This is a genomic window from Cyanobium sp. ATX 6A2, assembly GCF_024346355.1.
Lineage (GTDB): Bacteria > Cyanobacteriota > Cyanobacteriia > PCC-6307 > Cyanobiaceae > NIES-981.
The window spans coordinates 307,812-322,589 of record NZ_JAGQCU010000001.1 but is presented as its reverse complement, the minus strand read 5'-3'; the positions used below and the strand labels follow the sequence as shown (position 1 = coordinate 322,589).

The following is a 14,778-nucleotide window of genomic DNA, read 5'->3' as shown; positions in this document are numbered from 1 at the left end:
GATGCGCTGCCGCTTGCAACGCTTTGCCCTCACCAAGGCCGTGCCCCTGGCGATCAGCCGCGGCACCACTGCGGCTGTGGAGCACCTGCTCGTGCAGCTGGAGCATGGGGGGATCACCGGCTTCGGCGAGACCGGCGGCCTGGACACAGGCCATCGCCGGTTCGAGACCGACGCCGTGGCGGTGGAGCTGGAGTCGGTGTTTCCGCAACTGGAGGAGCTGCAGCCCCAACCGCTTCAGGCCCTGGAGCCGCTGCTGGCGGAGCTCTCGCCGCCGGCCCGCTGCGGCCTGGATCTGGCGCTGCACGACTGGTGGGGCAAGCGGCTGGGGCAGCCGCTGCACCGGCTCTGGGGCCTGGATGCGGGGGCCTGTGTCGCCACCAGCGTCACCCTCGGGCTGGGGGAGCCCGCGGCGGTGCTGGCGCGGCTCGAGCGCTGGTGGGCCCAGCTGCCGGCCACCCGGATCAAGCTCAAGCTGGGCAGTCCCGACGGCATCGACCACGATCGCCAATTGCTGGAGGCGGTGGCCGTGGCGATCGAACGCCGCCGCCAGAGCACAGGCGCCCCCTGCGAGCTGCAGGTGGATGCCAACGGCGGCTGGGATCTGGCCGCCGCCCGCGCCATGTTTGACCCCCTGCAGCGGGCCGGGGTGGTGCTGCTGGAGCAGCCGCTGGCGCCGCTGGCCGATCCCCATCGCGATCTCGCCGGCTTCGCTGCCCTCAAGCCCCAGTGCCCCATGCCCCTGGTGGCCGATGAGAGCTGCTGGGATCTGCAGGATCTGCTGCGCCTGGCCCCCCACGTGGACGGCATCAACATCAAGTTGCTCAAGAGCGGCGGTTTGGCTGAGGCACTGCTGATGGCGCGCACGGCCCGCCGGCTGGGGCTGGGGGTGATGCTGGGCTGTTACTCCGACGGCGGCCTGCTCAACGGCGCCGCCGCCCAGCTGCTGCCGCTGGTGCGCTGGCCCGATCTCGACAGCCACCTCAACCTGGTGGACGATCCCTTCAGCGGAGGGGAGCTGCGCGGCGACACGCTGCTGCCGGCCAACGCTCCGGGCGTGGGAATCATGCTGCGTCCTGAGATGGAGGCGAAGCTGCGGCGGGGCGATTCATGCTGAGTCCCGATCAGCGGTTGGTGGTGCTGCTGCACGGCGGCCTGGCCGACCTCTCCGGCAAGACCGGTCTGGCCCTGCTGCGCTACCGCCCCGGCCCGATCGTGGCCGTGGTGGATCCGGCCCACGCCGGCCGCCCGCTGCTGGAGGTCACCGGCATCGACCGGCCCGTGCCGGTGGTGGCCTCGCTGGCGGCGGCGCTCGCCTTCGAGCCCGAGGTGGCGGTGGTGGGCCTGGCCCCCTCGGGCGGGCGGCTGGGGCCGGCGGTGCGTGCCGATCTGGCGGCGGCGCTGGCGGCCGGCCTGAGCGTGGCCTGCGGGCTGCACAGCCGCATCGGCGACGATCCGGAACTGGCGGCACTGCGGCGTGATCCGGCCTGGATCTGGGATCTGCGCCACGAACCGCCGGGTCTGGAGGTGGCCAGCGGCCGCGCCTCGGCCCTCCCCTGCCAGCGGTTGCTGGCGGTGGGCAGCGACATGGCCGTGGGCAAGATGAGCGCCTGTCTGGAGCTGGAGGCCGCGGCCCGGCGGCGGGGTGTGGCGGCCCGCTTCGTGGGCACCGGTCAGGCCGGCATCCTGATCAGCGGCGCCGGTGTGGCCCTCGATGCGGTGCGGGTCGACTACGCCGCCGGCGCGGTGGAGGCGGCGGTGCTGAAGGCGGGTGAGGGTCTGGGGCCCGACGGCCTGCTGCTGGTGGAGGGCCAGGGCTCGCTGGCCCATCCCGGCTCCAGCGCCACCCTGCCGCTGCTGCGCGGCAGCCAGCCCACCCACCTGCTGCTGGTGCATCGGGCCGGTCAGCGCCACCTCAAGGGGATGCCGCAGGTGCCCATCCCCCCGCTGCACGAGCTGATCGCGGCGGCCGAGAGCCTGGCGGCCCTCGGCCGGGCCGACGGCTTGCGTCCGCGGGTTCGGGCCGTGGCGCTGAACACCGCCCAGCTGGATGCCGCCGCCGCTGCCGCCGCGCTGGCCGCCACCGCCGAGCTCATCGGGCTGCCCTGCAGCGATCCGGTGCGCCACGGGGGCGAGGAGCTGCTGGAGGCCTTATTGGCCTGAGAGTAGGGCGAGCGAGGGGATTCGAACCCCCGAATAGCGGCGCCACAAGCCGCTGCCTTAACCACTTGGCGACGCCCGCCGTGGTGGGTGCCAATGTACCAATGCGTCCGGCTGCTGCTCCCGCTTGGCCCCTGCCCTCCGCGGTTCCTGGCTTGGTGGGCTGCTGCTGGCCGCTCTGGCGGCGGCGGGGCTGGGGGCGAGCAACCCCTCGCCGGCGGCCTACGAGCGCTTTGCCGCCACCCACCTGGTGGATGAGCTCGACCGTCTGCTGTGTGAGGGCGACGCGCTGCCGCCCCTGTTGCGCCTGGCAGTGCCCAACTGCAGCGAACTGGTGCAGGCCCAGAACGTGGCCCTCGGGGCCCTGGTGAGCCGCCAGACCCGACGCTGGAACCTGGGGCTGTTGAGTGTGTATCGCAGTGACGTGGGCGGGCAGCAAGTACTGATCTGGCAGGTGCCCCGCTTCCGCGCCACCGTGCTGGGCGTGGCGGGCCGGTTTGTGATCGTGCAGGCCAGCCTCGACGATGAGCAGCCGTGACGGAGGCCCCCGAGCGCCTCCGCCTGCGTCTGCCGCGAGCCCTTGTGGATCCCCGGCTCAGCGGCCTGCCGGTGGGCGCTGGCGACGGGCTGGTGGCGATCGAGCTGGAGCAGCGCCAGGGCCGGATCACGATGCTGCGGCCCCTGGCTGCTGCCGAGTCCGCCGCCGGGTCGCTGCCCCTGGCCCTCACGCCCCTGGTGGAGCCCCACGCCCACCTCGACAAGTGCTTCACCGCCGCCGCCTTCCCCAACCCGGAGGGCACCATCGCCGGGGCCATGGCCAGCAACCGCCGCGAGAGCGACCAGCGCACCGCCGAGCAGGTGCTGGAGCGGGGGGAGCGGGCCCTGGAGCGGGCCTGGCGCCATGGCCTGCGCGCCATCCGCAGCCACATCGACAGCGGCGGACCGGCCACCCGCCCCAGCTGGGAGGCGCTGCTGGAGCTGCGCCGGCGCTGGGCCGGCCGGGTGGAGCTGCAGCTGGTGGCCCTGGTGCCTCTGGCCCACTGGAGCAGCGCCGAGGGGGAGGAGCTGGCGCGTTGGGTGGCCGATCGCGGTGGCTGGCTGGGGGGTGTGCTGGGGCCGCCCTACGGGCGCCTGCGCTCCGATCGCGACGCCCTGGGGGCCCTGCTGGGGCTGGCCGAGCGCCTCGGCACGGGGCTGGACCTGCACGTGGATGAGGCCGACGACCAGCCCGGCCGCGGCGTGTCCCTGGTGGCGGCGGTGGCCGCCGAACGGCGCTGCGGCGTGCCGATCACCTGCAGCCATGCCGCCAGCGTGGCCCTGCTGGGAACGCGGCGGCTGGAGCGGCTGGCGGAGCAGCTGGCCGCCCTCGGGATCGCCGTGGTGGCGCTGCCGCTCACCAATCTGTGGCTGCTCGGCCGGCGGCCCGAGCGCACCCCGCGGCTGCGGGTGCAGGCACCGATCCGCAGCCTGCAGCGGGCTGGGGTGCTGGTGGCCGTGGGCGGCGACAACGTGCAGGACCCCTGGTATCCGGGTGGCGATTTCGACCCGATCGAACTGCTGCGCCTGGTGCCGCTCACCAGCCACCTCTGGCCGGCCCAGCGTCAGGGGCTGGCCCCGTTGACCACCGCCCCGGCGCGGCTGCTGGGGCTGGAGTGGGACGGCCTGGTGCGCGAGGGCGGTCCTGCGGATCTGGTGCTGCTGGCCGCCGGCAGCTGGACCGACCTGCTGGCCCGCAGTCCCCGCCGCCTGGTGCTGCGGGATGGTCGCTGGCTGCCGCCGCCCGCCCTGCAGCAACCCTCGCCCCTGCTGCCGGCCGTCAGCATGGGCTGACCCGACCCGCCGCCATGCAGCCCTGCCCCAGCGATGCCCAGATCGACGCCCTGGCCAGCGAGCTGCGGGGCCGGGATCCTGGGCTGGCGCTGGTCACGGCGGCCGAGGCCGGGGACCTGGAGCGCCTCTCGCGTGACTACTTCGACTACTCGCCGGTGCTGGTGCAGCGCTTCAGCGGCAAGCGGGCCCAGCTGGCGGTGCGGGCCAGGGCCGTGGAGCAGGTGCGCCTGGTGGCTGGAGCCTGCGCCCGCCACGGCGTTCCCCTCACCGTGCGCGGTGCCGGCACCGGCAATTACGGCCAGTGCGTGCCCCTGGCCGGCGGTGTGGTGCTCGAGCTCACCGGCCTTCAGCGGCTGCGCCACCTGGAGCCGGCCAGTGGTGTGATCGAGGTGGAGGCCGGTGCCGTGATGGCCGCCATCGACCAGCAGCTGGCCCCCCAGGGGCGGGCCCTGAGGCTTGTGCCCAGCACCTGGCGCAGCGCCACCATCGGCGGCTTCATCGCCGGTGGATCGGGGGGCATCGGCTCGCTGCGCTGGGGATTCCTGCGCGATCCCGGCAACCTGCTGGGCCTGGAGGTGGTGACGGTGGAGCCCGAGCCGCGGCTGCTCCAGCTGGATGCGGCCGCCAGCGCCCCCCTCAACCACGCCTACGGCACCAACGGCATCCTCACGGCCCTGCGCCTGCCCACCACCGAGGCCGTGACCTGGCAGCAGCTGGTGGTGGGCTTCACGCGCTGGGAGCAGGCTCTGGAGGCGGCCCGTGCTCTCCCGGCTACAGCCTTGCTGCTCAACGGCCTCACCCTGCTGGAGGCCCCGATCGCCGCACGCTCCCCCTGGCCGGCCGGCTGCCCGGCGGCGGCGGCCGGCGAGCACCGCCTGCTGCTGCTGGCGGCCCCAGACGCCCTCGAGCCCCTGCCCGCCTGGCTGGCGCAACGGGGCGGTGATCTCGTGTGGCAGGCCCCCCAGGGCACCAGCCGCGGCCTGCCTATGCGGGAGTTGTGCTGGAACCACACCACCCTGCACTGGCGGGCCCAGGTGAACGGCTGGACCTACCTGCAGCTGCTGCTGCCCGAGCCGGTGGCCCCCTGCCTGGAGGCCCTGCGCGGGCGCTGGGGCGACGACCTGCTCTGGCATCTGGAGGCGGTGCGCCAGCAGGGGGTGTCGCGGCTGGCGGCCCTGCCGCTGCTGCGCTGGCAGGGGCAGGAGCGGCTTCAGGAGCTGATGGACCAGGCCCGCTCCCTGGGGGCCGCGCTGTTCAACCCCCACGTGCTCACCGTGGAGGACGGCGGCCTGGGGGTGGTGGATGCCGATCAGGTGGCCGCCAAGGCGGCCTATGACCCGGCCGGGCTGCTCAACCCCGGCAAGCTGAGGGGGTGGTTGGAGCGCTAAATGTCTGCGGAGAATTGCGTTCGGCGAACGCGATGCCGAACGTCGACCCTGCCTGAAGGGAATCTCCAACCTGGCCATGTTCCAGTCTGCCCAGCCAGCAACTCTCCCCAGCCCATGGCACGGCCTGTGAGGCTCAGGCGGCAGCAACCCGAGCGGCGAAATGCGCTGACAGGTGCCGCGCTGCGTCAGTGAGTGTCAGTCAGTGGGTGTAAATCAGTGAGTGTCAGTCAGGGTCTGATTTGAATCAGTGTGAGACTTTATGATTCCACACCCGTAAAACCCGAGAAGATCTTGAGCATCTGCTGCACCAACTGATTCACCTGGGCCTCTTTTTTTTCTCGACTCAGATCGCTGAGGCTTGCCCGCCGGTCACTGACCAGTTCGGCCAGGCGTTCCACCAGGCGTGGATTGCCTTCCAGGAGAGGCCTGAGATCGTCGCGTTCCACCTCCAGAAGCTCGCATTCCTGCAATGCCCGAACGGTGGCACTGCGCGGTTCTCCGCGGAAGACGCTCATTTCGCCGAAGATTGCTCCTGGCTCCAGTTCGGCCACTTTTCTCTCTATGCCTCCCTCCAGGAGCTTGATGACCTCGACCCGGCCCTGGACCAATTGATAAAGAATATCGCCCTCCTCACCTTCGATCACCACGGCCTCTCCAGCCGCAAAGCGAACACAGCGGGTGAGAGGAGCAACCTGCTGCAGTTGTTCAGGACTGAGATGACTGAAGAGAACATTCTGTGCCAGCAGATCCATGCGGGCCTGCGTGTCGTAGCCAGCGGTGTCCTTGCTGGAGACTGGCTGCCGCATTGGCTTCAGTGCCCGAACCGGGTAGGGCAGCTTGCTGCCCTGGCGCTCAAGGGCATACCAGATCTGGGCGAGAAGCTGCCCTCTCAGAATATCAAGCCCATTGTCTGTAGGGTCCTCATGCCACACCTCCAACTCATAGGTGATGGCATGATCCGCGTAGGCATAGACGAACGCCGTGGGCTCAGGTGTTTGAAGCACAAGCGGATTGCTGCGCGCCACCCGGATTAAGATCTCCGTTGCCCGCTCCGGCGGTAGCATCATGTCGAGATTCACGTGGATCTCCCTGGCGATCGGGCCGCGCGGACCAAAGCGAAGAATCTCGGTATCAGTATTCCACAGTCTACTGTTGGGGAGAGTAATCAAGGCCCCGTGAGCATGCTGGAGGCGTGTGCTCATGAGCGTGAGGGAAACAACCCAACCTTCGATGCCGTCACCTGAAGTGATGAAGTCGCCTTCCTGGAATGGTGAATCGATCTGCAGAACGATGCCTGCAAAGAAGTCCTTGAGAGATTCCTGTGCCGCCAGGCCAATCACGGCAGTGAGGATGGCGGATGTTGTCACCAGGCCCACCACATTGATCTTTGCCTGTTCCTGAAGCACCACCACAGTGATCATGGAGGCGACCATCAACATGCCGAGATCGCGCAGAATCTTGGCTGGGCGCGGCCACCAGGGCAAAGCACTGGGAAGATCCAGTGTGAGCCACACCGCCAACTCCAGGACGGCGTAGAAGCGGATCAGCAGGAGAGCTGTTTCCAGCCAGGGACGCAGTTCAGGAGTGACAAACTCCGCTGGGAGACTGCGGATGGCCAGCCAGGTCAGAATTGCCAGACTGGGCAGCCGTAGAGGGATCGCTGCCAGACGGCGCTTGCGACAGGCGAATCGCAGTGCAAGCAGCGATAGCTCCAGGCCGAGTGCGAGCAGGATGTTATCTAGGATGGGCATGCCCCAGGTGGGAGACTGCTTGGGAGCAGGAATTCAGACCTGTTCCGATCAACTGGAAAGCGCGTTCCGACAGGAGGCCACGGATCCAACTCCTCGAGGATAAGTCCTTTGTGGCATCACCGCCATTGCCGCGGAGCCAGATTATTCTGGCTGTTCATGCTGTTTCAACACAAAGACATCATCGCTCGCCGAATGCGAAGGTTCTTCAGCCTGCGATCCGGACACAATCTCTGTGCGCAACCTTGCGCAGCCACCACACATCAGCAAGGTCGCTAGCAGTTGAGGCTCAGCCTGGTGTCGGCGCCGGTGCGGGGGTTGGTTCCCTCGGCCTCACGGCAGAGCTGGAGCTGGTCAGCCCGGTCGATCAGGGCTTCGCTGAAGTCGGCGTTGGTGACGATGGCTCCGGCGAAGTTGCTGCCCGCGGCGATCACGTCGCTGAGCACGGCATCGCTGAAGTCGGCGCCGGAGAAGTCCACCTTGTCCATCAGCACGCCGCTGAGATCGGCGCCGCGGAAGCTGGCCTGTGGAAAGGCGGCCTGGGTGAGGATCGCCCCGTGCAGGTTGGCGCCGGCGAAGTTGGCGTGGCGGCCGGTGGCACCGGCAAAGGAGGTGTTGGCCAGATCCTGGCCGTGGAAGTCGGCCTCGTTCTGGTTGGTGAGCGTGTAGTCTACGCCCGAGAACTCAGCCCGGGCCGGGGCCGGCGCCAGCAGCAGGGCCAGCCCCATCAGGGCCAGCCCCACGAGGGTGAGCCCCAGCAGCAGGGTCAGCGCCGGCCAGAAGCCAGCGGCGCCGGGCCGCGCGAGGGGGTGACTGCGATGGGCCTGGGCGGAACTGAACACAGAAGGGCGACAGGTGCTGATGCTCACTCTGACCGTCTGGGGCGGAGGACGCACGCGTTCGGCTCCGATCCCCGGTTCAGGCTCCTGCGTCAGCCAGCAGCTGGCCGAGGAGATAGAGCGAGCCGGCCACGATCAGCGGTCCAGCCCCGCCGGCGGCGCGGCGGATGGCGGTGTGCGGATCCGTCGCCTCCGACAGCTGCCCAACCAGCAAGTCCTGCGGCCCTGCGGCCATGACCTGCCGCAGCTGGGCCAGGGTCCAGCTGCTGTGGCCCGTCACCGGCACGATCCAGGCCCGATCCCCGGGCCCCAGCAGGGCCTCGAGGATCGCCGGGCCCTGCTTGGCGGTGAGCATGCCGAGCACCCAGCGTCGCGGACCCGGTGGCAGCCCGTAGCGGGCCGGATCGGCATCCAGTTCGGCCCTCAGGGCCCGCGCTGCGGCTGGGTTGTGGGCTCCATCCAGCAACAGCGGAATCCCCTGCCAGTGGTGTGGCTGCAGCCGTCCCGGCCAGCGGGCGGCGGCGAAACCGCGGCGGATGGCCGTGTCGCTGATCGGCCAGCCCCGTTCGGCCAGGGCCTGCAGCATGCCCAGGGCCACGGCTCCGTTGTCGGCCTGCACCGCCCCGGGCAGCCCCAGGGGCCAGCGTTGGCGATCCAGCGGCGGCTGCCAGCGCAGCTCCGCCCCCACCTCCGTTGCCTTGCGGTGCAACACCGCCGCCGCCTGGGGCCGCTGGGCGGCGCTCACGGCCACGCAGCCCGGCTGCAGCACCCCCGCCTTTTCGGCGGCGATCGTGGCCACGTCGGGCCCCAGAAACTCAGCGTGGTCGAGATCGATGCTGGCGAAGCCCACCACCTCCCGGCCCGGATGGCAGCTGGTGGCATCGAGCCGCCCGCCCAGCCCCACCTCCAGCACCACCAGCTCCTGGCGGCTCTCGGCAAAGGCCAGGAACGCCGCCGCCGTTACCAGCTCGAAGGGGGTGAGCCGGTGGCGGCGGGCGGCCGGACCGGCCACCTGCAGCTGCCGCCGCAGCGCGTCGGTGGCGATCGGCTCGGGACCGAGGCGGATGCGCTCGGTCCAGCTCACCAGGTGCGGCGAGGTGTAGAGCCCGGCGCGGATGCCGGCGGCTAGCAGGGCCTGGTGCACCAGGGTGCAGATCGAACCCTTGCCGTTGGTGCCGGCCACCTGCACGGCCGCGAATCGGCGCTCCGGGTGGCCCAGATCCGCCAGGGCGGCCCCCAACCGCTCCAGCCCCAGGTCCACGCCACGGCGGCTGAAGGGCTCGATCAGGTCGGCGAAGGGATCGGCGGGCCCCTGGCCCGGTCCGTCAGACAAGGCTGAGCAGGGCCCGCTCCAGGCGCTGCACGGCCTCACGCAGATGTTTCGGCTTGATCGTGAGTGGCGGCACGAAGCGCACCACGCTGGCCCCGGCCGGTACCAGCAGCAGCCCCTCGGCCAGGGCGGCCTTCACCACCTGCGGGGCGCTGGGGGCCTCGGGGCGCAGCACCAGACCCTGCAGCAGCCCCCAGCCCCGCTGGCCGGCCAGTAGCTGGGGATGGCGGGTCACCAGCTCCTCCAGCAGCTGCCGCAGCAGCTCGCCGCTGCGCTGCACATGGGAGAGCAGATCGCGGCGCTCGATCTCGGCCAGCACGGTGAGCCCGGCGCGGCAGGCGAAGGGATTGCCGCCGAAGGTGCTGGCGTGGTCGCCGGGGCGGAAGTGGTCCACCGCCCGCTTCACCGCCAGGGCACCGATGGGAATGCCGCCGCCGAGCCCCTTGGCCAGGGTGAAGGCGTCGGGCTCCACCCCGAGCCGCTCGTAACCCCAGAGGCGACCGCTGCGGCCCACGCCGATCTGCACCTCATCGAAGATCAGCAGGATGCGGTGCTGGTCGCAGAGCTGGCGCAGGCGCTGAAAGAAGGCCGGATCACCTGGGTTCACCCCTCCCTCACCCTGCAGCGGTTCCACCAGCACCGCCGCCACCCGGGGGCCGTCGGCCTCGCAGGCGTTCAGCAGCGCCTCGAAGGCGGCGGTGTCGTTGTAGGGGAAGTAGCGGAACCCCTGCACCATCGGTTCGAAGCCCTGGTGGTAGCGGGGCTGACCGGTGGCCGTGACGGCGGCCAGGGTGCGGCCGTGGAAGCTGGCCTCGGCGGTGAGGATCAGGGGGCAGCGGCCGTCACCAGCGTCGATGCCGCGCACCAGCTGGCCGTGCTTGCGGGCCAGCTTGATGGCCGCCTCGTTGGCCTCGGCGCCGGAATTGCAGAAGAACACCCGCTCGAAGCAGCTGCGCTCGCTGATCGCGGCGGCCAGCTGCTCCTGCTCCGGAATCCGGTAGAGGTTGGACACATGCTGCAGCCGCCCCAGCTGGCGGTTCAGCGCCTTGCGCAGGCGCCTGTCGCTGTGACCCAGGGTGCAGACGGCGATGCCGGCGACGCAGTCGAGATAGCGCCGGCCGTCGGTGTCCCAGAGCCACACTCCCTTGCCCCGGGCCAGCTCCACGGGGAAGCGGGCGTAGGTGTCCATCACCGCGCTCAGGGGGGCGTCGGCGGACCTCTGAGCGGCCGTTGCCGTCTGGGTTGTCATAGGAGCGGTGGGACTTGAACCCACATGCCCGAGGGCGCTCGATTTTGAGTCGAGTCCGTCTACCAATTCCGGCACGCTCCCAATGCCGGAAGCCTAGGCGGCAAGGGCGCTGGCGCCGGCTTTCAGGGTTGGGTCGCAGCGGCTGATCGCAGCGCCAACCGCGTTCAGCTTGGCTTCGAGGTTGGCGTAGCCGCGGTCGAGATAGTCGAGGCCATACACATCCGTGGTGCCCTCGGCGGCCAGGCCGGCCAGCACCATGGCGGCCGAGGCCCGCAGGTCGGTGCCCTGCACCGGAGCGCCGCTGAGCCTGGCGACACCTTCGACGAAGGCGGTGTTGCCCTGGGTGCGGATGGAGGCGCCCATGCGCTGCAGCTCAGCCACGTGCTGCAAGCGGTTTTCGAAGATGACCTCGGTCACCATGCTGGTGCCCTCGGCGGTGGCCAGCAGGCTCATGAACGGTGCCTGCAGATCGGTGGGAAAGCCGGGAAAGGGCTGGGTGCGCAGATCCACGCCGATGATCCGTTCGGCCGAGAGGGTCAGGCCCTCGTCGTCGTGATCGAGCCGGCAGCCGGCCTGCTCCAGCTTGCTGAGCACGGCACAGAGATGGGCGGGAATCAGCGGAGCCACCCGCAGGCTGGAGCGGGTGATGGCGGCGGCCAGAAGGAAGGTGCCGGCCTCGATGCGATCGGGGATCACCGCGTAGTCGGCCCCATGCAGATGGTCGACGCCGGCGATGGTGATGATGGGCGTGCCGGCACCACGGATGCGGGAGCCCATGGCCACCAGCAGGTCGGCCAGATCCACCACCTCGGGCTCGAGGGCGGCGTTCTCGATCACCGTCTCGCCGTCGGCGAGAGCGGCGGCCATCATCAGGGTTTCCGTGGCACCCACGCTCGGGCAGTCGAGCACGATGCGGGCGCCCTTGAGGCGACGACAGGGACCGGGCACGGCCGCCGTGACCACGCCGTGCTCGATGGTGACCTGCGCTCCGAGGGCCTTGAGGCCCTTGACGTGCTCTTCGACGGGACGGCTGCCGATCTTGCAGCCACCGGGAAGGGGAACCCGGGCCATCCCCATGCGGGCCAGCAGGGGCCCGATGCAGAAGAAGCTGGCCCGCAGGCTGTTCACCAGCTCGTAGGGAGCCGCGGAGCAATTGATGCCGGAGCCGTCCAGCTCCAGGGCGTCGCCATGGCGCTCAACCCGGCCGCCGAGGCTCTCGAGCATGTCTGCCATGCCGTTGATGTCGGTGAGGGCCGGCACATTGCGCAACCGGATGGAATCGCGGCTGAGCAGGCAGGCGGCCATCAGCACCAATGCCGAGTTCTTGGCACCGCTGACGCGGAGTTCACCGCTGAGGGGATATCCACCACGGATGCGCAGAAAGGAACGATCGCTGTCCAGGGGTGGCTCGCTGCTGGTGAGCGCAGCCGCCATCGGAGAGGCCAGCTGCGTGGCTGAGACTACGTGTGACCCGGAACGCAGAGCGGTAGCCGAGGTGACGAGGGCGGCTTTGGCTTTCTCGGGGACAGCGTTGAGGGTCACGGGTCGGGCTGCCCAGCAATGTCGACGCATGGTGCCAACAAACTCGTATTTCGTCCAGCCATCCGCTGGGGGAACTGGCCCCGGGCACGGGGGTGGGCAGAGCGGGGCGCTGCCGGGTGATGTCGTACCTTTATTCGGTCGCAAAGCGCGACGGTCACGCGGATGTGGCGGAATTGGTAGACGCGCTAGTTTCAGGTACTAGTGGCAGCAATGTCGTGGGAGTTCAAGTCTCCCCATCCGCATCGCAACACCCCGATCGCAAAACCCCGATCGCTGACTTTCGGCCCAACCGCTGCTGATGGCCCGGAGCTGATCACCAGCCGCCGCAACCCGCTGGTGCAGCGGCTGCGCGGGCTGCACGAGTCGCGGGGCCGGCGGGACCAGGGCCTGTTGTTGCTGGAGGGCACCCACCTGCTGCAGGAAGTGCTGCGCCTGGGCCTGACCCCCGTGCATCTGCTGGCCACCGAGGCCTGGACGTTGGGCCATGGCGGCCTGATCGAGCGCCTGCCTCCCGGCTGCCGGCCGCAGCCGGTGGGTGCGGAGGTGCTCGACGCCGTGGCCACCACCCGCCATCCCGATGGCGTGGTGCTCACCCTGCCGCTGCCGCCGGGCCCGCAGGCCGCGGCCCCGGCGGCCGGCAGCGACGGCCTGGTGCTGGCCCTCGACACGATCCAGGATCCCGGCAACCTCGGCACGCTGATGCGCACCGCCCTGGCGGCCGGGGTGGAGGCCCTGTGGCTGGCCGATGGGGCCGACCCCCACCAGCCCAAGGTGCTGCGCGCCTCAGCCGGTGCCGCCCTGGCGCTGCCCCTGTGGCGCACGTCCCGATCCGGGCTGGCGGAGCAGCTGGAGCGCTCGCTCGCCGCTGGGGTGCAGCTGGTGGCCACCCAGCCACCCCACAGCGGCGCCGTGCCCTACTGGAACCTCGACTGGTGCCGGCCCACCGTGCTGCTTCTGGGCAGCGAGGGGGCTGGTCTGGCGCCGGAGCTGCTGGCGCTGGCCAGCCATCGGGTGACCATTCCCCACGACCCCGCCGTGGAGTCGCTGAACGTGGCGGTGGCAGCGGCGCCGCTGCTGCTCGAGCGCCAGCGCCAGCAGCGCTGCCGCTGATGCCGCGCTGCGGCCCTCCCCCGACGGGAGAGAATGCGGCTCAGCAGATCCCCACCCCGTGAGCGACGCCTCTTCGCACGACAGCTTCGATTTCGACGTGATCGTGATCGGTGCGGGCTACGGCGGCTTCGATGCGGCCAAGCACGCTGCAGAGCACGGGCTGAAGGTGGCCATCGTGGAATCGCGCGACATGGGCGGGACCTGCGTGAACCGCGGCTGCGTGCCCTCCAAGGCTCTGCTGGCCGCCAGCGGCCGGGTGCGGGAGCTGGCCGACGCCGAGCACCTGGCCGGCTTCGGCATCCACGCCGCCCCGGTGCGCTTCGAGCGCCAGAAGATCGCCGACCACGCCAACCAGCTGGTGGCCACGATCCGCACCAATCTCACCAAGAGCCTGGAGCGCGCCGGCGCCACGATCCTGCGGGGCAGCGGCCGTCTGGCCGGCCATCAGCAGGTGACCGTGCGCGAGAGCGGCAGCGGCGTGGAGCGCACCTACCGAGCCCGTGACGTGATCCTGGCCACGGGCTCGGAACCCTTTGTGCCCCGCGGCATCGAGACCGATGGCCGCACCGTGTTCACCAGCGACGAGGCAGTGAACCTGGAGTGGCTTCCCCGCTGGCTGGCGATCATCGGCAGCGGCTACATCGGCCTCGAATTCGCCGATGTGTACACGGCCCTGGGCTGCGAGGTCACGATGATCGAGGCCCTGGATCGGGTGATGCCCACCTTCGATCCCGATATCGCCAAGCTCGCCGCCCGTCACCTCATCGACGGGCGCGACATCGACGCCAGGGCCGGCGTGCTGGCCCGCAAGGTGACCCCCGGCTGTCCGGTGACGATCGACCTGGCCGATATGGCCAGCAAGGAGCTGGTGGAGACCCTGGAGGTGGATGCGGTGCTGGTGGCCACCGGTCGGGTGCCCACAAGCGCCGCGCTCAACCTGGCGGCGGTGGGGGTGGAGACGGAGCGGGGCTTCATTCCCGTGGACGACCACATGCGCGTGCTGGTGGCCGGTGAGCCGGTGCCGCACCTGTGGGCCGTGGGTGATGTGACCGGCAAGATGATGCTGGCCCACACCGCCGCCGCCCAGGGCACCGTGGCGATCGACAACATCCTCGGCCACCCCCGAGCGATCGATTACCGCTCGATCCCGGCGGCCACCTTCACCCACCCGGAGATCAGTTCGGTGGGCCTGAGCGAGGTCGATGCCAAGGCCCTGGCGGCCAAAGAGGGCTTTGAGCTGGGGGTGGTGCGCAGTTACTTCAAGGCCAACTCCAAGGCCCTGGCGGAGCTGGAGAGCGATGGCCTGATGAAGCTGCTGTTCAACAAGGCCAGCGGCGAGGTGCTCGGCGCCCACATCTACGGTCTGCACGCCGCCGACCTGATCCAGGAGATCGCCAACGCCGTGGCCCGCCGCCAGAGCGTGAAGCAGCTGGCCAGCGAGGTGCACACCCATCCCACCCTGAGCGAGGTGGTGGAGGTGGCCTACAAACAGGCCGCCATGGCTCTTGGGTAGCGCAATCGCCTGTTGCGGAGCGCAATCGGCTGATGCCCAGGGCTGGCCTGGCGCGGCCGCTGGCGCCCCTAC

General features: G+C 70.3%; 12 protein-coding genes and 3 tRNA genes. 8 read left to right on the top strand and 7 right to left on the bottom strand.

Features of this window, described 5'->3' with window-relative positions:
• Position 1: 1 nt before the first annotated feature.
• Positions 2-1,114 (top strand): dipeptide epimerase, encoded by a 1,113-nt coding sequence (locus KBY96_RS01625; protein WP_254977644.1) that lies wholly within the window; start codon positions 2-4, stop codon positions 1,112-1,114.
• Positions 1,108-2,160 carry a DUF1611 domain-containing protein gene (locus KBY96_RS01620; protein WP_254977447.1) on the top strand — a complete coding sequence of 351 codons (1,053 nt, stop codon included), beginning with the start codon at positions 1,108-1,110 and terminating at the stop codon, positions 2,158-2,160. The genes KBY96_RS01625 and KBY96_RS01620 overlap by 7 nt, the downstream gene beginning before the upstream one ends.
• A gap of 6 nt (positions 2,161-2,166) precedes the next feature.
• Here the strand turns inward: KBY96_RS01620 and KBY96_RS01615 are convergent.
• Positions 2,167-2,239: transfer RNA gene (locus tag KBY96_RS01615), tRNA-His, on the bottom strand.
• Between the two features lie 45 nt (positions 2,240-2,284).
• Here KBY96_RS01615 and KBY96_RS01610 point away from each other — a divergent pair.
• The 3 genes from KBY96_RS01610 to KBY96_RS01600 are packed head-to-tail and all read left to right on the top strand — an operon-like array spanning position 2,285 to position 5,375.
• Positions 2,285-2,695 (top strand): DUF4359 domain-containing protein, encoded by a 411-nt coding sequence (locus tag KBY96_RS01610; protein WP_254977446.1) that lies wholly within the window; start codon positions 2,285-2,287, stop codon positions 2,693-2,695.
• Entirely contained in the window at positions 2,692-3,987 is a 1,296-nt protein-coding gene (locus tag KBY96_RS01605; protein WP_254977445.1) for an amidohydrolase family protein, read from the top strand. Before KBY96_RS01610 ends, KBY96_RS01605 begins: the two co-directional genes overlap by 4 nt.
• A gap of 14 nt (positions 3,988-4,001) precedes the next feature.
• Positions 4,002-5,375, top strand: coding sequence for an FAD-binding oxidoreductase (locus tag KBY96_RS01600; protein ID WP_254977444.1), 1,374 nt, complete (start codon positions 4,002-4,004; stop codon positions 5,373-5,375).
• Between the two features lie 257 nt (positions 5,376-5,632).
• Here KBY96_RS01600 and KBY96_RS01595 read toward each other — a convergent pair whose 3' ends face one another.
• From KBY96_RS01595 to murA, 6 genes are all read right to left on the bottom strand, one after another.
• Entirely contained in the window at positions 5,633-7,126 is a 1,494-nt protein-coding gene (locus tag KBY96_RS01595; RefSeq protein WP_254977443.1) for a mechanosensitive ion channel family protein, read from the bottom strand.
• A gap of 272 nt (positions 7,127-7,398) precedes the next feature.
• The gene (locus KBY96_RS01590; protein ID WP_254977643.1) at positions 7,399-7,851 is read right to left on the bottom strand and encodes a pentapeptide repeat-containing protein; all 453 of its coding nucleotides are present in this window, start codon (positions 7,849-7,851) and stop codon (positions 7,399-7,401) included.
• A 190-nt stretch (positions 7,852-8,041) separates the two neighbouring features.
• Positions 8,042-9,295 carry a folylpolyglutamate synthase/dihydrofolate synthase family protein gene (locus KBY96_RS01585; RefSeq protein WP_254977442.1) on the bottom strand — a complete coding sequence of 418 codons (1,254 nt, stop codon included), beginning with the start codon at positions 9,293-9,295 and terminating at the stop codon, positions 8,042-8,044.
• Positions 9,288-10,541 carry an aspartate aminotransferase family protein gene (locus KBY96_RS01580; protein ID WP_254977441.1) on the bottom strand — a complete coding sequence of 418 codons (1,254 nt, stop codon included), beginning with the start codon at positions 10,539-10,541 and terminating at the stop codon, positions 9,288-9,290. The genes KBY96_RS01585 and KBY96_RS01580 overlap by 8 nt, the downstream gene beginning before the upstream one ends.
• Positions 10,541-10,622 (bottom strand) — tRNA-Leu (locus tag KBY96_RS01575). Before KBY96_RS01575 ends, KBY96_RS01580 begins: the two co-directional genes overlap by 1 nt.
• A gap of 12 nt (positions 10,623-10,634) precedes the next feature.
• Positions 10,635-11,975 (bottom strand): UDP-N-acetylglucosamine 1-carboxyvinyltransferase, encoded by a 1,341-nt coding sequence (gene murA / locus KBY96_RS01570; RefSeq protein ID WP_254977440.1) that lies wholly within the window; start codon positions 11,973-11,975, stop codon positions 10,635-10,637.
• 266 nt (positions 11,976-12,241) lie between these two features.
• Between murA and KBY96_RS01565 the strand changes: the two genes are divergently transcribed.
• The 3 genes from KBY96_RS01565 (at position 12,242) to lpdA (ending at position 14,706) form a co-directional block, all read left to right on the top strand.
• Positions 12,242-12,325: transfer RNA gene (locus tag KBY96_RS01565), tRNA-Leu, on the top strand.
• A gap of 94 nt (positions 12,326-12,419) precedes the next feature.
• Entirely contained in the window at positions 12,420-13,193 is a 774-nt protein-coding gene (locus KBY96_RS01560) for an RNA methyltransferase (protein WP_254977439.1), read from the top strand.
• A gap of 58 nt (positions 13,194-13,251) precedes the next feature.
• Entirely contained in the window at positions 13,252-14,706 is a 1,455-nt protein-coding gene (gene lpdA / locus KBY96_RS01555) for a dihydrolipoyl dehydrogenase (RefSeq protein ID WP_254977438.1), read from the top strand.
• Positions 14,707-14,778: the final 72 nt, after the last annotated feature.